Source organism: Streptomyces flavotricini (assembly GCF_020639365.1).
Classification (GTDB): domain Bacteria; phylum Actinomycetota; class Actinomycetes; order Streptomycetales; family Streptomycetaceae; genus Streptomyces; species Streptomyces flavotricini.
Genome location: NZ_JAINUL010000001.1, coordinates 4,270,321 through 4,290,085 on the forward strand (window position 1 = coordinate 4,270,321; position 19,765 = coordinate 4,290,085).

General features: G+C 72.9%; 13 protein-coding genes and 1 pseudogene. 1 reads left to right on the forward strand and 13 read right to left on the reverse strand.

Annotation, left to right across the window (positions count from 1 at the left end):
* Positions 1–96 precede the first annotated feature (96 nt).
* From K7B10_RS19285 to bldG, 10 genes are all read right to left on the reverse strand, one after another.
* Positions 97–1,662 carry an alpha/beta hydrolase gene (locus tag K7B10_RS19285; RefSeq protein WP_229337491.1) on the reverse strand — a complete coding sequence of 522 codons (1,566 nt, stop codon included), beginning with the start codon at positions 1,660–1,662 and terminating at the stop codon, positions 97–99.
* A 167-nt stretch (positions 1,663–1,829) separates the two neighbouring features.
* Positions 1,830–3,041 carry a DNA polymerase III subunit delta' gene (locus tag K7B10_RS19290; RefSeq protein ID WP_229337493.1) on the reverse strand — a complete coding sequence of 404 codons (1,212 nt, stop codon included), beginning with the start codon at positions 3,039–3,041 and terminating at the stop codon, positions 1,830–1,832.
* Positions 3,042–3,141: 100 nt separating this feature from the next.
* Entirely contained in the window at positions 3,142–6,429 is a 3,288-nt protein-coding gene (tmk, locus tag K7B10_RS19295; RefSeq protein ID WP_229337495.1) for a dTMP kinase, read from the reverse strand.
* Positions 6,430–6,554: 125 nt separating this feature from the next.
* Positions 6,555–9,374: a type I DNA topoisomerase gene (gene topA / locus K7B10_RS19300; protein WP_229337497.1), complete on the reverse strand. Its 2,820-nt coding sequence runs from the start codon at positions 9,372–9,374 to the stop codon at positions 6,555–6,557.
* Between the two features lie 313 nt (positions 9,375–9,687).
* Positions 9,688–9,885, reverse strand: coding sequence for a hypothetical protein (locus K7B10_RS19305; RefSeq protein WP_229337499.1), 198 nt, complete (start codon positions 9,883–9,885; stop codon positions 9,688–9,690).
* A 303-nt stretch (positions 9,886–10,188) separates the two neighbouring features.
* A complete protein-coding gene (locus tag K7B10_RS19310; RefSeq protein ID WP_229337501.1) occupies positions 10,189–11,694 on the reverse strand; it encodes a DUF7059 domain-containing protein in 1,506 nt (501 codons plus the stop codon).
* Between the two features lie 100 nt (positions 11,695–11,794).
* Entirely contained in the window at positions 11,795–12,361 is a 567-nt protein-coding gene (locus K7B10_RS19315; protein WP_229337503.1) for a small secreted protein, read from the reverse strand.
* A 172-nt stretch (positions 12,362–12,533) separates the two neighbouring features.
* Positions 12,534–14,942 carry a sodium-translocating pyrophosphatase gene (locus K7B10_RS19320; RefSeq protein WP_229337504.1) on the reverse strand — a complete coding sequence of 803 codons (2,409 nt, stop codon included), beginning with the start codon at positions 14,940–14,942 and terminating at the stop codon, positions 12,534–12,536.
* A gap of 306 nt (positions 14,943–15,248) precedes the next feature.
* Positions 15,249–15,689 (reverse strand): ATP-binding protein, encoded by a 441-nt coding sequence (locus K7B10_RS19325; RefSeq protein ID WP_229337506.1) that lies wholly within the window; start codon positions 15,687–15,689, stop codon positions 15,249–15,251.
* 120 nt (positions 15,690–15,809) lie between these two features.
* Positions 15,810–16,151, reverse strand: coding sequence for an anti-sigma factor antagonist BldG (bldG, locus tag K7B10_RS19330; protein WP_030152678.1), 342 nt, complete (start codon positions 16,149–16,151; stop codon positions 15,810–15,812).
* Positions 16,152–16,232: 81 nt separating this feature from the next.
* On the opposite strand from bldG, the gene sftH reads away from it, so the two are divergent.
* On the forward strand, positions 16,233–18,686 hold the full coding sequence (gene sftH, locus K7B10_RS19335) for a DEAD/DEAH box helicase (RefSeq protein WP_229337508.1): 2,454 nt from the start codon (positions 16,233–16,235) through the stop codon (positions 18,684–18,686).
* Positions 18,687–18,833: 147 nt separating this feature from the next.
* On the opposite strand, the pseudogene K7B10_RS19340 reads toward sftH, so the two are convergent.
* From K7B10_RS19340 to K7B10_RS19350, 3 genes and pseudogenes are all read right to left on the reverse strand, one after another.
* Positions 18,834–19,094: pseudogene (locus K7B10_RS19340) on the reverse strand (Rv3654c family TadE-like protein); the annotation flags it as partial.
* Positions 19,091–19,468, reverse strand: coding sequence for a TadE family type IV pilus minor pilin (locus K7B10_RS19345; RefSeq protein ID WP_229337510.1), 378 nt, complete (start codon positions 19,466–19,468; stop codon positions 19,091–19,093). The gene K7B10_RS19345 and the pseudogene K7B10_RS19340, both read right to left, overlap by 4 nt.
* Positions 19,455–19,652 (reverse strand): DUF4244 domain-containing protein, encoded by a 198-nt coding sequence (locus tag K7B10_RS19350; RefSeq protein WP_229337512.1) that lies wholly within the window; start codon positions 19,650–19,652, stop codon positions 19,455–19,457. The genes K7B10_RS19345 and K7B10_RS19350 overlap by 14 nt, the downstream gene beginning before the upstream one ends.
* Between the last annotated feature and the right edge of the window lie 113 nt (positions 19,653–19,765).

Sequence of the window (19,765 nt, forward strand, 5' to 3'; positions counted from 1 at the left end):
ATCAGCAGCGGCGCCAAGTCTACAGGCTCCAACGGGGTGCCTTGAACCGCATTCTGCGGGGTGGGACATGTGTCACATACAGGGCGGATCCGGGCGTCACGTGCACTTCTTGCCGTCCTTGGGCGGGGTGCCCTGCAGGAGGTACGCGTTGATCGCCGTGTCGATGCAGGAGCTGCCGCGGCCGTACGCCGTGTGGCCGTCGCCGTCGTACGTGAGCAGCACTCCCGAGTCGAGCTGCTCGGCGAGTGCCTGGGCCCACTTGTACGGGGTCGCCGGGTCGCGGACCGTGCCCACCACCACGATCGGCGGGGCGCCCTTCGCGTTCAGGGCGCGGGCCTCGCCGGTGGCCTTCACCGGCCAGTACGCGCAGTTCAGCGAGGCCCAGGCGAGGCCCGCCCCGAACACCGGGGAAGCCTTCTCGAAGGAGGGCAGGGCCGCGTCCACCGCCTCCGGGCCGGCGAAGGCGGGCGGCTGGTCGAGGCAGTTCACCGCGGCGTTCGCGAACATCAGGTTCGCGTACTTCCCGTCCGGCTCGCGCTCGTAGTAGCTGTCGGCGAGGCCGAGCAGCCCGGACCCGTCGCCGTTCATCGCCGACGTCAGCGCCTCGCGCAGCTGCGGCCACGCGCTCTCGTCGTACAGCGCCGCGATCACCCCCGTCGTGGCGAGGGACTCGCCGAGCGGGCGGGCCGGATCACCGCTGGGCACGGGCTGGGCGTCGACCTTGCGGAAGAACTCCTGCAGCTGCTCGGCCATCGCCTCCGGGCCGCCCTTGCCGAGCGGGCAGTCGGACTGCTTCGCGCAGTCCTTGGCGAAGGAGCGCAGCGCGGTCTCGAAGCCGCCGGTCTGGTCCCGGTTCATTTCCAGCGCCGGACGGGAGGGATCCATCGCGCCGTCCAGGACGAGGCGGCCGACCCGGCCGGGGAAGAGGTCCGCGTACGTCGCCCCGAGGAGGGTGCCGTACGAGGCTCCGACGTACGTCAGCTTCTCGTCGCCCAGCGCCGCGCGCAGCATGTCCATGTCGCGGGCGGCCTCGACGGTGGAGACGTGCGGCAGGACCCGCTGCGAGCGGGCCTTGCAGCCGTCGGCGAACTGCTTGAAGGCGGTCACCAGCTCGGCCCGCTCCGCGGCGTTGTCCGGTGTCTGGTCCACCTGCGTGAACTTGTCCATCTGCGGGCCGGTCAGGCACTCCACCGGACTGCTGCGGTCCACCCCGCGCGGGTCGAAGGAGACCATGTCGTACTGGGCGCGGACGGGTGCCGGGTAGCCGATGCCCGCGTACGCCTGGAGGTACCCGATGCCGGAGCCGCCCGGTCCGCCCGGGTTGACCACGAGCGAGCCCAGCCGCTTGCCCGGGCCGGTGGCCGGGCGGCGGGCCACGGCGATGTCCACGTCCTGCCCGGACTCGGGGTGCGCGTAGTCCAGCGGGGCCTTCATCGTGGCGCACTGGAAGCCGGGGACACCGCAGTCGCGCCAGTTCAGCTTCTGCTCGTAGTACGGGCGCAGCGCCGCCGGGACCGCGGTCGGAGCCGCCTGCGCGGCACCCCCGGACGAGGAAGCCGCTGCCTGCACGCCCCCCGAACCGTTCGAAGTGCACCCGGAGAGGAGCAGCCCGGCGGCTGCGATCACGGTTCCGGAGGTGCGCAGCAGGCGACTGGTGTCCATTCCCGGAGCCTACGGCCTGCCGGGCGCCCCGGCCGGGCGAGCGCACGCCCGGCCGGCCGACCTCCGCCCGGAGCCCGCCGCAGGCCCGCCCGGAACCCGCACCGCGCGGCCCGACCTCGCCTGATCGCTCATACGGGTGACGCGGTCAATGGGGCGGGCGAGGGCCGTCAGCCCGCGCGCAGGGACATCGTCATCGCCTCGACCGCGAGGAGCGGGGCCACGTTGCGGTCCAGGGCATTGCGGCAGGCGATGATCGCCTCGATCCGGCGCAGGGTGCGCTCCGGTCCGGACGCCCGGGCGATCCGGTCGAGGTCGGCCCGCAGCTCTTCGTTCGCGATCGCCAGCGAGGATCCGAGCTGGAGGGCCAGCACGTCCCGGTAGAAGCCGGTGAGGTCGCTCAACGCCAGGTCGAGGGTGTCGCGCTGGGTACGGGTGCGGCGGCGCTTCTGCCGGTCTTCGAGTTCCTTCATCACGCCCGCCGTGCCGCGCGGCATCCGGCCGCCCGTGCCCGCTCCGGCGCCGAGCGCGGCCCGCAGGTCCTCGGTCTCCTTCGTGTCGACCTCCTCCGCGACCTGCTTGGCGTCCTCGGCGGCGGCGTCGACCAGCTCCTGGGCGGCCTTGAGACAGCCGCCCACGTCATCGATGCGGAGCGGGAGCTTCAGGACGGCGGCCCGGCGGGTCCGGGCGGACTCGTCGGTGGCGAGCCGGCGGGCGCGGCCGATGTGCCCCTGCGTCGCGCGCGCGGCGGCCGCGGCGACGGCGGGATCGATGCCGTCGCGCCGCACCAGCACCTCGGCGACGGCGGCGACCGGCGGGGTGCGCAGGGTCAGGTGCCGGCAGCGGGAGCGGATGGTCGGCAGCACGTCCTCCAGGGAGGGCGCGCACAGCAGCCACACGGTCCGCGGAGCGGGCTCCTCCACGGCCTTGAGGAGCACATTGCCCGCTCCCTCGGTCAGCCGGTCGGCGTCCTCCAGGACGATGACCTGCCAGCGGCCCACGGCCGGGGAGAGCTGTGCCCGGCGGACCAGGTCGCGGGTCTCCTTCACGCCGATGGAGAGCAGATCCGTGCGGACGATCTCCACATCGGCGTGCGTGCCGACCAGGGTGGTGTGGCAGCCGTCGCAGAACCCGCAGCCCGGCTCGCCCCCGAGGGCGCGGTCGGGGCTGGTGCACTGGAGCGCGGCCGCGAAGGCGCGGGCGGCGGTGGCCCGCCCGGAGCCGGGCGGGCCGGTGAACAGCCAGGCGTGGGTCATCTTGGACGCGGCGGGCGGCGCGGTCCCGGCCTCGACGGCGGTGACCAGGGCGTCGGCGTCACGGGCGGCGGCGGCCAGCTGCGCCTGCACCCGCTCCTGTCCCACCAGGTCGTCCCATACGGGCATCGCGCCCACCGCCTTTCACCGGCCGTCGTCGCCTTGGCCGTCCGTACCGCTCGTCCTGCTCTGCCCGTCCCAGTGTGGCGGGCGCCACCGACACGCCCCGTCAGCGGCGGCGCGGACCGCCCTCTTCGCCCTCGTCGTCCCGGCGCGGGCCGAGCAGTTCGTCCGCCAGGGTCGGCAGGTCGTCGAGCGGGGTCTCCTCGGCCCAGGCGGGCCGCGGCCGGCTCGGTGACCGGTCCTGCCGGTCCTCCCGGCCCTGCCCGCCCGGGAGGCCGTCGGCTCCGAAGACCGGGAGTTCGCGCGTGGCGTCCTCGGCGTCCTCGGCGTCCCGGAAGATGCCCGGCGGCACCCGGTCGGCCGGGCTCTCCTCGGAACGCCGTGCCGTCGGCCGCTTGGCCGACCGGGCCGGGCCGGACGGGGCCTGACCGGCCGCAGGGCTCGTACGGGACGGCCGTACGGGCGGCAGGACCGCCGTCTCGTCGGTCGGACCGGCTGCCGGTACGGGCGGCAGGACCGCCGTCTCCTCCGCCGGGCCGGCCGGCGGAACGGCCGGCAGCACCGAGGTCTCCGCCGCCGGGTCGATCTTCGGCACCGGGACGGTCTGCGTCACGTCGTCCGGCTGGACGACCCGCTTGACCAGCGGGGTCTCCACGGTCACGGCGTCGTCCGGCAGCGGATCCTTGGTCATCGCCACCTTGGGCGCCGGAGCCGCCGGAGCCGGAGCCGGAGCAGGCGTCGCGGCCGGAGCCGGAGCCGATGCCGCCGCCGAAGCCGAAGCGGCCGCCGCGGCCTGCGCAGCCGCCGCTGCCGCCGAGGCCTCCGCCAGCCGGCGCGCCTCCTCGGCCCTCAGCAGGGCCTCCTCCGCCCGCCGCTGCTTCTCCAGCCGCCGCTCCTCGGCCTCGGCGCGCAGCCGGGCCTCCTCCTCCGCCTGCCTGCGCAGCCGCTCCGCCTCCGCGGCGCGGGCCTCCTCCTCGGCCTCCGCGCGCAGCCGCTCGGCCTCGGCCCGGGCGCGGGCCTCCTCTTCGGCGCGCTGCCGCTCTTCCTCCGCCTTGCGGGCGGCCTCGGCCTCGGCCTTGATCCGGGCGGCTTCCGCCTCGGCCCTGCGCCGGGCTTCCTCCTCCGCGCGCAGCCGCTCTTCCTCCGCCTTGCGCGCCGCCTCTTCCGCGGCCCTGCGCCGGGCGTCCTCCTCGGCCTTGCGCCGGGCCTCGGCCTGGGCGGCCACCTCTGCCTCCGAGAGCGGGAGCATCCGGTCCAGGCGGTGGCGTACGACGGTGGTCACGGACTGGGGGTCCTGCCCGGCGTCGACCACCAGGTAGCGCCCGGGGTCGGCCGCGGCCAGCGTCAGGAACCCGGCCCGGACCCGCTGGTGGAACTCGGCCGGCTCCGACTCCAGCCGGTCCGGCGCCTCCGTGAACCGCTCGCGGGCCGCCTCCGGCGATACGTCGAGCAGCACGGTCAGGTTCGGGACGAGCCCGTCGGTGGCCCAGCGTGAGATCCGGGCGATCTCGGTCGGGGACAGGTCGCGCCCGGCTCCCTGGTACGCGACCGAGGAGTCGATGTAGCGGTCGGAGATGACGACCGCGCCGCGCTCCAGGGCGGGCCGGACGACGGTGTCCACGTGCTCCGCGCGGTCCGCGGCGTACAGCAGGGCCTCGGCGCGGTTCGACAGCCCGGCCGAGGAGACGTCGAGCAGGATCGAGCGGAGCCGCTTGCCGACCGGGGTGGCCCCCGGCTCGCGGGTCACGACGACCTCGTGGCCCTTGCCCCGTATCCAGTCGGCCAGCGCCTCGACCTGGGTGGACTTGCCGGCGCCGTCCCCGCCCTCCAGTGCGATGAAGAACCCGGCGTCGGAAGCGGCCTGCACCGGCTCCCCGCCGCGCAGCGCCTCGCGCAGGTCGCGGCGCAGCGGTACGCCGCTGCGGTCGTCGGCCTTGGCGAGCACCACGACGGCGACCGGCAGCAGCAGGGCGCCGACCAGCATCAGGGTGAAGGCGGCCCCGCCGTGCGCGAAGACGACGTCCCCGGATGCCAGGCGGTGCGGGCCGATGGCCGCGGCCAGGGCCGGGGCGAGGACGGCTCCGATGCCCACGGCCACCCGTACGACGGCCTGCAGGTGCTCGGTGACCCGGGCGCGGCGGAACTCCTCGGTCTCCTGGTCGAGCAGGGTGTGTCCGGTGTTGGCGGCCACGCCCGCGGCGGTGCCGGCGAGCAGCGACAGGAACAGGACGGTCGCGGTGTCCGGGACCAGCCCGGTGAGCAGCAGCGCGAGCCCGGCCACCGCGATGGCGAGGGCCAGCAGCCGGCGCCGGGACAGCGCGGGCAGCACCTTGCCGGCCTGGGTGGCGCGGATGCCGACGGCGGTGCCGCCGAGCAGGGCCAGGACGAGCAGGGAGAAGGTGGCGGGGCCGCCGCCCAGGTCGAAGGCGTGCAGGACGGCGACGGCGGCCGCGCTGGCCACGGCTCCGGCGACGGCGGCGCAGGCCAGGACGAGCAGCGCAATGGCCCCCGTACGCCCCTTCTCAGGGCGGTCCCCCACCTTGGGGGCCCGCAGGCCCTCCAGCGGGGACCGCGGGCGCGGGGTCTTCGCCGAGGGCAGCAGGAGCGGGAGCAGCAGCGACACGGACGCCGCGAAGAGGCCGGAGGCCACGTACGAGCCGAGGGCGGCCTGGTTCTCGGCGAACCAGTCCACGCCGAGGCCGAGGGCCTTGCCGACCAGGGTCGCGGCGAGCAGGACGGCCGCGGCGACGGGCAGCGCGGCGAAGGACGTCCGCAGATTCAGCCGGCGCAGCGCGTCGAGGTGGTCGGGCAGCGGCCGTACGGTCGCCCCCTCGGGCGGCGGCGAGGGCAGCAGGGCGGGGGCCGCGCTGTCCTTGGCCAGGGTCCACAGCCGCTCGGCGCCGCCGGAGACGAAGACGGTGGCCAGCAGCGCGGTCAGCGCCTGGGCCGGGATCCAGTCGAGCCAGAGCGGGGCGACGACGAACAGGCCGAGCCGGATTCCGTCGGCGCCGATCATCGTCCAGCGTCGGTCCAGCGTGCCGCCGGCCTCCTTCGGGGCGAGGAGCTTGGCCAGTGGACCGAGCAGGACCGCGCCGAAGATCAGGGTGGCGAGGATCCGGACGCCGAACACGGCGGCGATCGTGAGGGCCCAGCCCTGGTAGCCGCTGCCGAAGGTCTCCTCGGAGACGGCCGTCTGGAAGGCCAGCAGCACCAGCACCAACAGGGCGAGGGCGTCACCGATGCCGCTCACCAGCTGGGCGCTCCACAGTCGGCGCAGCCTGGGGGTGCGCAGCAGTGCGCGCACCGCACGCTCGCGGGAATCCGCGGCGAGGGCTTCGTCGTAGGTGGGGTTCGCGGGGGCGGTCACGACCGTTGGCTGCTCGGCTCGCGTCATCCGCCCAGCCTATCCGCTGCGCTTGGCGGCTGCGGAGCCTGTGGATGACCATCCGGTGTGACCCCGGCCCCACCGCGGCGCGAAGGCCCCGGGCCCGTGCGGATCGCACGGGCCCGGGGGGTCGCTCAGTCGTCCGACGAGGGGGCGACGGCGGCCGCCTTCTTCGCGACCGTCTTCTTCGCCGTCGTCGTCTTCTTGGCGGCGGTCTTCTTCGCCGTCGTCGTCTTCTTCGCCGCGGTCTTGGTCGCCGTGGCCTTCTTCGCGGGCGCCTTCTTGGCCGGGGCCTTCTTCGCCGTCTTCTTGGCCGGGCCCTTGGCGCGCTTCTCCGCCAGCAGCTCGTAGCCGCGCTCGGGCGTGATCGTCTCGACGTCGTCGTCCCGCCGCAGCGTCGCGTTCGTCTCGCCGTCCGTCACGTACGGCCCGAAGCGGCCGTCCTTGACCACCACCGGCTTCTCGCTGACCGGGTCCGTGCCCAGCTCCTTCAGCGGCGGCTTGGCCGCGGCCCGCCCCCGCTGCTTCGGCTGGGCGTAGATGGCGAGGGCCTCGTCCAGGGTGATCGAGAACAGCTGGTCCTCGGTCTCCAGCGACCGCGAGTCCGTGCCCTTCTTCAGGTACGGGCCGTAGCGGCCGTTCTGGGCCGTGATCTCCACGCCCTCCGCGTCCGCGCCCACGACCCGGGGAAGGGACATCAGCTTGAGCGCCTCGTCCAGCGTGACCGTGTCCAGGCTCATCGACTTGAAGAGCGAGGCCGTCCGCGGCTTCACCGCGTTCTTGCCGGTCTTCGGGGTGCCCTCGGGGAGGATCTCCGTCACGTACGGCCCGTAGCGACCGTCCTTCGCGACGATTTCGTTCCCGCTGGCTGGGTCCTTGCCCAGCTCGAACTCGCCGCTCGGCTTCGCGAACAGCTCCTCCGCGTACCCGACCGTCAGCTCGTCGGGCGCCAGGTCCTCCGGGACGTCGGCCCGCTGGTGGCCCTCCGCGTCCTTCTCGCCGCGCTCGACGTACGGCCCGTAGCGGCCGACGCGCAGCACGATGCCCTCGCCGACCGGGAAGGAGGAGATCTCGCGGGCGTCGATGGCGCCGAGGTCGGTCACCAGCTCCTTCAGGCCGCCGAGGTGGTCGCCGTCGGCCGGTACGACCTCGGTCGCGTCCTCGGAGCCGAAGTAGAACCGCTTCAGCCACGGCACGGACTGGGCCTCGCCCCGCGCGATGCGGTCGAGGTCGTCCTCCATCTTCGCGGTGAAGTCGTAGTCGACGAGCCGCCCGAAGTGCGTCTCCAGCAGGTTGACCACGGCGAACGACAGGAAGGACGGCACGAGCGCCGTGCCCTTCTTGAAGACGTACCCGCGGTCCAGGATCGTGCCGATGATCGACGCGTACGTCGACGGGCGGCCGATCTCGCGCTCTTCGAGCTCCTTGACCAGCGAGGCCTCGGTGTAGCGGGCCGGCGGCTTGGTCGAGTGGCCGTCCGCCGTGATCTCCTCGGCCGACAGCGCGTCGCCCTCGGCGACCTGCGGCAGCCGCTTCTCGCGGTCGTCGAGCTCGGCGTTCGGGTCGTCCGCGCCCTCGACGTACGCCTTCATGAAGCCGTGGAAGGTGATCGTCTTGCCGGAGGCGGTGAACTCGGCGTCCCGGCCGTCCGAGGCGCGGCCGCCGATCTTGACGGTGACCGAGTTGCCGACCGCGTCCTTCATCTGGGAGGCGACGGTCCGCTTCCAGATCAGCTCGTACAGGCGGAACTGGTCGCCGGTCAGACCCGTCTCGGCCGGGGTGCGGAAACGATCACCCGAAGGGCGGATCGCCTCGTGCGCCTCCTGCGCGTTCTTGACCTTGCCCGCGTAGACACGCGGCTTCTCCGGCAGGTAGTCGGCCCCGTACAGCTGCGTGACCTGCGCCCGCGCCGCCGACACCGCGGTGTCGGAGAGCGTGGTGGAGTCCGTACGCATGTAGGTGATGAAGCCGTTCTCGTACAGCTTCTGCGCCACCTGCATCGTCGCCTTCGCGCCGAAGCCCAGCTTGCGCGAGGCCTCCTGCTGGAGCGTCGTCGTGCGGAACGGGGCGTACGGGGAGCGGCGGTACGGCTTGGACTCGACCGAGCGGACGGCGAACGAGGTGTCCGCCAGCGCGGCGGCCAGCGCCCGCGCGTTAGCCTCGTCGAGGTGCAGCACCTCGCTCTTCAGCTGCCCGTTGGAGCCGAAGTCGCGGCCCTGCGCGATGCGCTTGCCGTCCACCGTGTTCAGGCGGGCGACCAGCGTCGAGGGGTCGGAGGCGTCACCGGCGCGGCCGGTGGAGAAGGTTCCGGTCAGGTCCCAGTACTCGGCGGAGCGGAAGGCGATGCGCTCGCGCTCCCGCTCGACGACGAGGCGGGTGGCCACCGACTGGACGCGGCCCGCCGACAGCTTCGGCATGACCTTCTTCCACAGGACCGGCGAGACCTCGTAGCCGTAGAGGCGGTCGAGGATGCGGCGGGTCTCCTGGGCGTCGACCATGCGCTGGTTCAGCTCGCGCGGGTTGGCGACGGCGTCGCGGATCGCGTCCTTGGTGATCTCGTGGAAGACCATCCGGTGGACGGGGACCTTGGGCTTGAGGACTTCCTGCAGGTGCCACGCGATGGCTTCGCCCTCGCGGTCCTCATCGGTGGCGAGGAAGAGTTCGTCGGACTCGGCCAGCAGCTCCTTGAGCTTCCTGACCTGGGCCTTCTTATCGGCATTGACGACGTAGATCGGCGCGAAGTCGTGTTCGACGTCGACGCCGAGACGGCGGACCTCGCCGGTGTACTTGTCGGGAACCTCGGCCGCGCCGCTCGGGAGGTCGCGGATGTGCCCGACGCTCGCCTCGACGACGTATCCCGGGCCGAGGTAGCCCTTGATCGTCTTCGCCTTGGCAGGGGACTCGACGATGACGAGTCGGCGGCCGCCCTTTGCGGTCTCGCTAGTCGGGGACAACTTGGCTCTTCTCTCCGGTCGGCACTCGGTCGCGGTACGGCGACGCTGCGGAGTGTGACGGTACAACCCGCCCCCGTGTCAAACGGCAGAAGCCCGCAACGGCCACTCGAACGGTAACCCGACAAGTGCCATTTCTGCCGCCCGGATACCGCGCCGGACCCGTAGCGATCACCGGGCCGAGTGGCCAGGGGGCCGTCTGGCCCCGCCCCCGCACCCCCTCTGACGTCCTGTTCACCCCGCGCATCCGCGGGTCGGCGCGTCGGTGGCCGGGCCTGCGATCAGGCTCCGATCCGGCCTGCGAGCGGGCCCGCGATCACCGTCGTACGAGGCACCGGACGCCGAGCGCCAGGCAGGTCCCGGCGGCGAGCAGCTCCAGCGGAACGGCCACGGCGGGGCGCACACCCTCGGCCACCGGCGCCCGGCGCACCGCGCACGCCCCCGTCCAGCCCGGCAGGGCGGTGCCGAACAGCAGGAACACGGTTGCCGCGAAGATCGCCGGACCGCTCTCCACGCCGTTCCCCCCTTACTCCCGCCTGCTCCGGGGCCGCTCAGCGGGCCCCGTACGGATCCCCCCGGATCCCCGTGGCCGGCCCGTGGCCTCCGCCTGGTTTCGAGCCTGCCAGACACTGCGTAACGGCGCGCGAACCCGGGGTTACATGAAGGTTTCGGCCACGGCCGGACGCCCCGGAACCAGACCGCGGCGGACAGGGCCGCGGAAGCCGGCCAAGAAGCCGGAGGGGGCGGCCGGGGCGGCCGCCGAGGACCCGGCCGGCCATCGGCCGAGGACCCGGTCAGCCGGCGTCCGAGGAGCCGGTCAGCCGTCGGCCGGCTCCAGGAATCCCTGCTCGACCAGCACCCGGATCGCCTCCGGAGTCCGGTCCCGCAGCACCACGGGATCCTCCTGCACCAGATGCGCGATCGCGTCCAGGATCCGTCCCGCCGTGAGTGAGCCGTCACACACTCCGGCGAAGCCCGCCCCGACCGTGTCGACCTTGGTCGCCCGACGCATCCCGCGGTTCTGCCGCAGCACCACGTGCTCCGGGTCCTCCGCGCCGGGCGCGCCGACCTGCTCCTGGACGACCTCCGCCGCCAGTACGAAGCGGGCCTCCAGCAGAGCCGCGTCGTCGTGGTCCCGCAGGTAGTCCTGTCGGGCGAAGTGGGCCACGACGGCGTCGCCGAGCGGCTGCTCCACCGAGTGCGGCCACTCCTCGACCACGATCGAGGGCTCCGCCGCGTCGCTGCGCCGCAGGGTGATCCAGCCGAAGCCGACGGCCTTGGTCTTGCGCGCCTCGAACTCGTCCAGCCAGTCCTCGTACCGCCGCGCGTACTCGGCGGGGTCGGCGCGGTGGTCGCCCGCGTCGCGCAGCCACAGCTCCGCGTACTGCGTGACGTCCTGCACGTCACGCTGCACGATCCACGCGTCGCAGCCGCGCGGCACCCAGGCACGGACCCGGTCGTGCCAGTCCTCGCCCTCCACGTGCTGCCAGTTGCCGAGGAACTGCGCGTACCCGCCCGGGTTGAGGTGCGCGCCGGCCTCCTGGACGAGGGTCCGGCACAGGTCGTCGCCGCCCATCCCGCCGTCGCGGTACGTCAGCCGGGCGCCGGGGGAGATCACGAACGGCGGGTTCGACACGATCAGGTCGTACGTGGCCCCGCCGACCGGCTCGAACAGCGACCCCTGGAGCAGCTCGGCCTCCTGGGCGCCGGACAGTGCCAGGGTCAGCCGGGTGAAGTCCAGGGCCCGGGGGTTGACGTCGGTGGCGGTGACCCGGGTGGCGTGCTGGGCGGCGTGCAGGGCCTGGATGCCGGATCCGGTACCGAGGTCGAGGGCGCTGCCGACCGGGGTGCGGACGGTGATCCCGGCCAGGGTGGTGGAGGCCCCGCCGACGCCGAGTACGACACCCTCCTCGCGGCTGCCGATCCCGCCGGCCCCGCCGACGGCGCAGCCGAGGTCGGAGACGATGAACCAGTCCTCGCCGTCGGGACCGCCGTACGGGCGCACGTCGACGGTGGCGTGCACCTCATCGCCCTCGCGGCGCAGCCAGCCGTCCGCCAGCGCGGCCTCGACGGGCAGCGCCCGGGCGGCGTTCACGTACGGCTCCGGCTGCTGCAGCAGGAACAGCCGGACCAGGCTCGCGAGCGGGCCGTCACCGCGGCCGCGCGTGGCGCGCAGGGCGGGGACCGTCTCGCTGCGGGCCAGCGCGGCGTAGGCGGGGGCGCCGAGCAGGTCGAGCAGGCCGTCGGCGGTGAAGCCGGCGGCGAGCAGGGCCGTGCGGAGCTCGGCGGCGCGATCGGGAGAGGGAAGGCTGGTGGTACTCACCCGTCCATTGTGTCGGCTGCCGCCGCCGATGCGTATGCCGCGCGGCCGCAGCTCCGCGGACGAATGCCGCGGCCTCCCTCAACGGCGGCCGCGGGCCCCATCACTTCGGCGACGCCGACGGCGCCGCGACCTGGCAGCCCTTCTGGCTGTTCATCGCCTTGTCCAGGCCGCCGGCCTTGAGCGTGCTGAGCGCGTTCTTGCCGCCCTTGGTGGCCTCCTCGAGTCCGCCGGCCACGTCCTTGAGGCCCTCGGCGAACTTCGTCTGGTCCTTCGGGTCCAGGCCGTCCATCTTCGTCTTCAGGTCGGCATAGCCCTTGGACGATTCCTCGAAGCCCTTGATCGCAGTCGTCTGCGTCGTCTGGCCGTCCTTGACCGGCGGAACTCCCGCACCCTGCAGGGCGGTCCCCATCGCCTTGTACGAGGTGGACATGGTCCCGAACGCCGCCGAGTCGGTCGTCTGGACCTCTTCGGGCTTGCTGCTCTCGGTCGCCACCCGCTTGATGTCCGCGTTGGCGGTCTCGATCTTCTTCAGCTCGGGCTGCCACTTGTCGCAGACCTTCTTGGCCCAGGCGTTGGCCTTCTCGTCCCCGTCGTCGCCGCCGCAGCCGGACAGCACGATCATCAGTACCGCACCGCCGGACACCGCGGCCGCAAACTTCTTGTTCACCGGATTGGTCCCTTCGAAGGCTCTCGGCCCGGAAGATACACGTCCGCCATCCGGGCACGCAGAAAGGCGGACAGACGGCGCGTCAGTCCGCGCCGCCTGTCCGCCGTTCGGGCGTGTCTTCGAGTACCTCGGGCCGGGCGGCCCGCAGGCCCCCCGGGGGTCACCCCTCGGGTCAGGAAACCGCCGCGGGATCGGCCTGCTGGGCCACCCGCTCGGCGGGCGCGTCCTCGCCCTCGGAGTCGTCCCCGACCGCGATGCCGCGGCGCTTGGAGATGTACACCGCGCCGATGATGACGCCGATGGCCAGGACCGCGACGATCGCGCGTACGGTCGCGCTCGTGTCGGGCCCGTAGCTGAACTGCACGACCGCGGGGGCGATCAGCAGCGCCACCAGGTTCATGACCTTGAGCAGCGGGTTGATAGCGGGACCCGCGGTGTCCTTGAACGGGTCGCCGACCGTGTCGCCGATGACGGTCGCGGCGTGGGCCTCGCTGCCCTTGCCGCCGTGGTGGCCGTCCTCGACGAGCTTCTTCGCGTTGTCCCACGCGCCACCGGAGTTGGCGAGGAAGACCGCCATCAGGGTGCCGGTGCCGATGGCGCCCGCGAGGAACGAGCCGAGCGCGCCGACGCCGAGCGAGAAACCGACGGCGATCGGGGTGAGGACCGCGAGCAGGCCGGGCGTGGCGAGCTCGCGCAGGGCGTCCTTGGTGCAGATGTCCACGACGCGCCCGTACTCGGGCTTCTCGGTGTAGTCCATGATCCCGGGGTGCTCGCGGAACTGGCGGCGCACCTCGTAGACGACGGCGCCCGCGGAGCGGGAGACGGCGTTGATGGCGAGGCCGGAGAAGAGGAACACGACGGCCGCGCCCAGGATCAGGCCGACCAGGTTGTTGGGCTGTGCGATGTCCAGGCTGAGGTTCATCTCGCCCGCCTTGGCCCCGACTTCCCTGACCGCGTTCGCGATGGCGTCGCTGTACGAGCCGAACAGCGCGGCCGCGGCGAGCACGGCGGTGGCGATCGCGATGCCCTTGGTGATGGCCTTGGTGGTGTTGCCGACGGCGTCCAGGTCGGTCAGCACCTGCGCACCGGCGCCCTCGACGTCGCCGGACATCTCGGCGATGCCCTGGGCGTTGTCCGAGACGGGCCCGAAGGTGTCCATGGCGACGATGACGCCGACGGTGGTGAGCAGGCCGGTGCCGGCCAGGGCCACCGCGAAGAGGGCGAGCATGATCGACGTACCGCCGAGCAGGAACGCCCCGTACACGCCGAGGCCGATGAGCAGCGCCGTGTAGACGGCGGACTCCAGGCCGACGGAGATGCCGGCGAGGACGACGGTGGCCGCGCCGGTCAGGGAGGACTTGCCGATGTCCCGGACGGGACGGCGGTTGGTCTCGGTGAAGTAGCCGGTCAGCTGCTGGATCAGGGCCGCGAGCAGGATGCCGATCGCCACGGCGACGAGGGCCAGGATGCGCGGGTCGCCGGAGTGGTTGGTGATCGTGGCGTTCTCTACGCCGATGAGGTCCTTGTAGCTGGACGGCAGGTAGACGAAGACGGCGATCGCGACCAGGACCAGCGAGATCACGGCGGAGATGAAGAAGCCGCGGTTGATGGCGGTCATTCCGCTCCGGTCGGAGCGGCGCGGGGAGACCGCGAAGATGCCGATCATGGCGGTGATGACGCCGATCGCGGGCACGATCAGCGGGAAGGCCAGGCCGAGGTCGCCGAAGGCGGCCTTGCCGAGGATGAGCGCGGCCACGAGGGTGACGGCGTACGACTCGAAGAGGTCGGCCGCCATACCGGCGCAGTCGCCGACGTTGTCGCCCACATTGTCGGCGATGGTCGCGGCATTGCGCGGGTCGTCCTCCGGAATGCCCTGCTCGACCTTGCCGACCAGGTCGGCGCCGACGTCGGCGGCCTTGGTGAAGATGCCGCCGCCGACGCGCATGAACATCGCGATCAGGGCGGCCCCGAGGCCGAAGCCCTCCAGGACCTTGGGGGCGTCGGCGGCGTAGACCAGGACGACGCAGGAGGCGCCGAGCAGGCCGAGGCCGACGGTGAACATGCCGACGACGCCGCCGGTGCGGAAGGCGATCCGCATGGCCTTGTGCGAGACGTCGGTGAGGTCCTTGGCGGGCTCGCCCTCGGCGGGGGTGGCCTCGCGCGCCGCGGCGGCGACGCGCACGTTGGCGCGGACCGCGAGGCGCATGCCGATGTAGCCGGTGGCCGCCGAGAAGATGGCGCCCACGAGGAAGAAGGCGGAACGCCCTGCCCGCTGCGTCCAGTCGTCGGCGGGGAGCAGGAAGAGCAGGAAGAACACGACGACGGCGAAGATCCCGAGGGTGCGCAGCTGCCGGCCGAGGTAGGCGTTGGCGCCTTCCTGGACGGCGGCGGCGATTTTCTTCATGCTGTCGGTTCCCTCGTCGGCGGCGAGTACCTGGCGGACCAGGATCTGCGCGACGACGAGTGCGGCGAGTGCCACGGCCGCGATCACCATGACGATGAGCCGATTGTCATCGGTGAGTACTGCGGCTGCCAGATCGGAGTTACCGATCGGCGCGTTGGGGGTGAAGAGCCCCGTCATTCGTCCTCCTTGACGTGATGAGCTCAAGATGTGGACGGATTGTAGGGAGCTCTTCCCGATCAAAACAGTGCGCAGGAAACGGAATTGGCCTGCTCTTGCTCCTCAGCAATAGATCGCGTCACTCCATTACCCCCGAAAGAGGTAATGGGACAAAGGCATTGACGCCTGATCATTGATCTAGGAAATGCCCCGGGGTATGAAAAAAGGCCCTGCTCGGCAGGGCCTTGATGAAGATCGGAAGAATCCCCGAACCGCGGGATTTGTGATACCGGCGGGACTGGCGGGACGTGCGAAGCCCGACGGGACTTACGGGAGATCGGACGCGGCGGACACGGGCCAGCTCATCCGGATGGTCCCGCCCGCCTCCCCGCTCGTCACCTCGACGTCGTCGACGAGCCCGCTGATCACCGCGAGACCCATCTCGTCCTCGGTGTCGGTGTCCGGATCCAGGGCGGCGTCGATGCCGGACACGGCGCCCTCCGGGCCGCCGGCCGGTCCGGGCACCTCGTCGCCGACCTCGATGGAGAACAGCTTCTCCTCCTCGGTCAGGACCACCCGGACGGGCGCGGTCAGCCCGTTGCTGAGATGCAGACCGACGGCGCGCGAGCAGGCCTCGCCCACGGCGAGGCGGACCTCGTCGAGCACGGCTTCGTCCACGCCGGCCCGCCGCGCCACGGCGGCCGCGACGAGGCGGGCCGTCCTGACGTGCTCGGGCTGGGCGCTGAAGCGCAGTTCAACGGTGGCCATGCGCGTCCCCCTCGGACTACGGGCGTGCCTTACAGAGGCCCGGACCGCTGTCGGTCCGCGCCCCCGCTCCTCTTCGGCTCCCCTCCGCGGCGCCCAGCGGCGCCGCGGAGGGTGAAACCGTCAGTCGGTGGCTGCGACGGCGTCCTCCACCGTCGTGTGGATCGGGAACACCTTCGTCAGACCGGTGATGCGGAAAATCTTCAGGATGCGCTCCTGGTTGCACACCAGACGCAGCGAGCCCTCATGTGCACGGACGCGCTTGAGACCTCCCACGAGCACACCAAGCCCGGTGGAGTCGAGGAAGTCCACTCGCTCCATGTCGACAACCAGGTGGTAGCTGCCGTCATTCACCAACTCGACCAACTGCTCGCGCAGCTTGGGCGCGGTATACACATCAATCTCGCCACCGACCTCCACGACCGTGCGGTCGCCGACAGTGCGAGTCGACAGGGACAGGTCCACGGATCCTCCAGCACCTTGCTATCGAGCGGCGCCCCCCAGGGGCCTCCCCACCCGTAGGCAGGGGAGGGATTGGCTGCCGCGATGGCATTCAATCACTTACCGGCAGGCGCGCACGACGCCTTCCGACCATTGTCCCGCACGCCGGTGACACACTCGGTTCCAATGGCCAATACTCACCGTCCCGGTCGGCCCACGGCACCCGAGGACCCTCGACCCACTCCCGGCACGGTCCTGGACCGGCTCTCACGGGGGCCTTCTCGAGCTGCGCGCATCACTCATACGGAGCACTTGCCCCCTCGGGAGGGTCGTCATGCAGTCTGGCCCGACCGCATCCGAACGGATGTCGTAGCCGCGATCCAGGCCGCGGGCATCGACCATCCGTGGGAACACCAGGCCGCGGCCGCCGCGCACGCCCTGGACGGCGAGTCGGTGGTTGTCGCCACCGGCACCGCCTCGGGCAAGTCGCTGGCCTACCTCGCGCCCGTGCTCTCCGCCCTGGCCGACGGGGCGCAGGCCCCGAACGGGCGCGGTGCGACCGCCCTCTACCTGGCCCCGACCAAGGCCCTGGCCGCCGATCAGCGGCGCGCCGTACGAGAGCTGGCCGCTCCCCTCGGCAACGCGGTCCGGCCCGCGGTCTACGACGGCGACACGCCGGTCGAGGAACGCGAATGGGTGCGCCAGTACGCGAACTACGTGCTCACCAACCCCGACATGCTGCACCGGGGGATCCTGCCCGCCCATCCCCGCTGGGCCTCCTTCCTGCGCGCGCTGCGCTACGTGGTCATCGACGAGTGCCACACCTACCGGGGCGTATTCGGCTCCCACGTGGCACAGGTGCTGCGCCGTCTGCGGCGGCTGTGCGCCCGCTACGGCGCCGATCCGGTCTTCCTGCTGGCCTCGGCCACCGCGAGCGATCCGGCGGCCGCAGCGTCCCGCCTGACGGGCGTACCGGTGCTGGAGGTCGCCGACGACGCCTCCCCGCGCGGCGAGGTCGTCTTCGCCCTGTGGGAGCCGCCCCTGACCGAGCTGCGGGGCGAGAAGGGTGCCCCGGTGCGCCGCACCGCCACGGCCGAGACCGCCGACCTGCTGACCGACCTGGTCGTCCAGGGGGTCCGTACGGTCGCCTTCGTCCGCTCCCGGCGCGGCGCGGAGCTGATCTCTGTGATCGCCAAGGAGCGGCTGGCGGAGGTGGACCGGTCCCTGCCCCGGCGGGTCGCGGCCTACCGGGGCGGCTATCTGCCCGAGGAGCGCCGCGCCCTGGAGCGGGCCCTGCACTCCGGCGAGCTGCTCGGGCTGGCCGCCACCACGGCCCTGGAGCTGGGCGTGGACGTCTCGGGCCTGGACGCCGTCCTGATCACCGGCTACCCGGGCACCCGGGCCTCCCTGTGGCAGCAGGCGGGCCGGGCCGGACGCTCGGGCCAGGGCGCCCTGGCCGTGCTGATCGCCCGGGACGACCCCCTGGACACGTATCTGGTCCACCATCCGGAGGCCCTGTTCCGCCGACCGGTGGAAGCCACGGTCCTGGACCCGGACAACCCGTACGTCCTGGCCCCGCACCTGTGCGCGGCCGCCGCCGAGCTCCCGCTGACGGAGCCGGACCTCGCCCTGTTCGGCCCGGCGGCCGCGGAGCTGATCCCGCAGCTGGAGGCGGCCAAGCTGCTGCGCCGCCGGGCGACCGCCTGGCACTGGACCCGCCGGGAGCGGGCCTCGGACCTGACCGACATCCGCGGCGAGGGCGGCCGCCCGGTGCAGATCGTCGAGGCGGCGACCGGGCGCCTGCTGGGCACGGTCGACGAGTCGGCGGCCCACACCGCCGTCCACGAGGGGGCCGTCCACCTCCATCAGGGGCGCACCTATCTGGTGAAGCAGCTGGACCTGGAGGATTCGGTGGCGCTGGTCGAGGAGTCCAGCCCGCCGTTCTCGACCACCGCGCGCGACACCACCTCCATCTCCGTCCTGGAGACCGAGACCGAGATCCCCTGGGGTCCGGCCCGGCTCTGCTTCGGCTCGGTCGAGGTGACCAACCAGGTCGTCTCGTACCTGCGCCGCAAACTGATCACCGGCGAGGTGCTCGGCGAGGCCAAGCTGGACCTGCCGCCCCGCACCCTGCGCACCCGGGCCGTGTGGTGGACCGTGACCGAGGACCAGCTGGACGAGGCCCGGGTCAACCCGGAGATCCTCGGCGGCGCCCTGCACGCCGCCGAGCACGCCTCCATCGGCCTGCTCCCGCTCTTCGCCACCTGTGACCGCTGGGACATCGGCGGGGTCTCCGTCCCGCTTCATCCCGACACCCTCCTCCCCACCGTGTTCGTCTACGACGGCCACCCCGGCGGAGCCGGCTTCGCGGAGCGGGCCTTCCACACGGCCCGCGCCTGGCTGACGGCGACCCGCGACGCGATCGCCGCCTGCGAGTGCGAGGCCGGCTGCCCGTCCTGCATCCAGTCCCCCAAGTGCGGCAACGGCAACGACCCGCTCCACAAACGCGGCGCGATCCGCCTCCTCACCCGCCTCCTGTCCGAGGCCCCGCCCGCCTGAGAGCCCTCGTTCGGGGCCCCCGGGCCGCTCCGAGCCGGCCCGACGGCCCCGTACGCGAACCCCGGGACGGTCGGCGGCCGGCCCGGGCGGGCCCGCCCGGGCGGTGATCGTCGGGGCGAAGGGGCCCGTCGCGGGGCGGGCCCCCACCTCGGCGACCTCACCGTGGACGGTGCAGGAGGCCAGCGCCGCGCTCTGGGCCCCTGCGACGCGGCGGGCCGCGGCGCAGGCGGCCTCGGGGCCGTGGGTCCATGTCGCGGCCGCCGCCAGGGCCGCCAGGTCGGCGGCCGCCGCCGCGCGGTGCCGGGCCACGACGGCCTGGCCGAGCAGCAGCACCCCGCCGAACACCGCCCCCAGCACCGTCGCGACCAGGGCCGCCCACACCGTCGCCGAGCCCCGGTCCCGGCTCATGGCGGCGGCCCCACGCTGTCCTCGGCCAGGGCCACCGCCTGCGCCCCGAGCCGCACCTGCAGCCCGCCCGGGCCCGGCGCCGGCGCGGACACCCGGACCCGCCACAGGTCCCCCTCCCGCTCCAGCCCCACCTGCGCCCCCGGCGGGGCGGCCGCCCGGGCCGCCGCCTCCGCCACGCCCGGCGGCTCCGAGCGGGCCGCCGCCCGGGCACCGGCCCGGGCCGCGTCCACGCACCGGATCTGCGCGGCCGCCGCCATCAGCGCCCACACCAGCAGCGCCGCGAAGAGCACCAGCGCGGGAATCACCAGGGCGGCTTCCGCCGTGACATAGCCCCGGTCGTCCGGACGCCGCCGCTTTTCCTCAGAACGGCACATCGAGTGCCTTCCCGATGGTCGATTGAAGTGCCGTGGAGACCACGTCACTCGTCACCACCTTGTACAGAACGGCTGCGAATGCACACGCCGCGATCGTGCCCATGGCGTATTCGGAAGTGGACATGCCCGCGTCGTTCGTGTGACCGCTCATCGCCGACCGCAGACGAAACCAGATGATCCTCATGACAACCTCCTGTTGATTCGGTTCTTGACGTGATCTCAGTGCTGATCCGAGTGGCCTTCTCAAGCGCCGAGTTGAGGGCCGCCGTGAGAGACGAGTTGCCGGTGTTTCTGATG

Coding starts and splice junctions, on each gene's coding strand:
- K7B10_RS19285 (WP_229337491.1), bottom strand. CDS start 1,662: ATGGACACCAGTCGCCTGCTGCGCACCTCCGGAACCGTGATCGCAGCC.
- K7B10_RS19290 (WP_229337493.1), bottom strand. CDS start 3,041: ATGCCCGTATGGGACGACCTGGTGGGACAGGAGCGGGTGCAGGCGCAG.
- tmk (WP_229337495.1), bottom strand. CDS start 6,429: ATGACGCGAGCCGAGCAGCCAACGGTCGTGACCGCCCCCGCGAACCCC.
- K7B10_RS19320 (WP_229337504.1), bottom strand. CDS start 14,942: ATGACGGGGCTCTTCACCCCCAACGCGCCGATCGGTAACTCCGATCTG.
- K7B10_RS19325 (WP_229337506.1), bottom strand. CDS start 15,689: ATGGCCACCGTTGAACTGCGCTTCAGCGCCCAGCCCGAGCACGTCAGG.
- sftH (WP_229337508.1), top strand. CDS start 16,233: ATGGCATTCAATCACTTACCGGCAGGCGCGCACGACGCCTTCCGACCA.
- K7B10_RS19345 (WP_229337510.1), bottom strand. CDS start 19,468: ATGTGCCGTTCTGAGGAAAAGCGGCGGCGTCCGGACGACCGGGGCTAT.
- K7B10_RS19350 (WP_229337512.1), bottom strand. CDS start 19,652: ATGAGGATCATCTGGTTTCGTCTGCGGTCGGCGATGAGCGGTCACACG.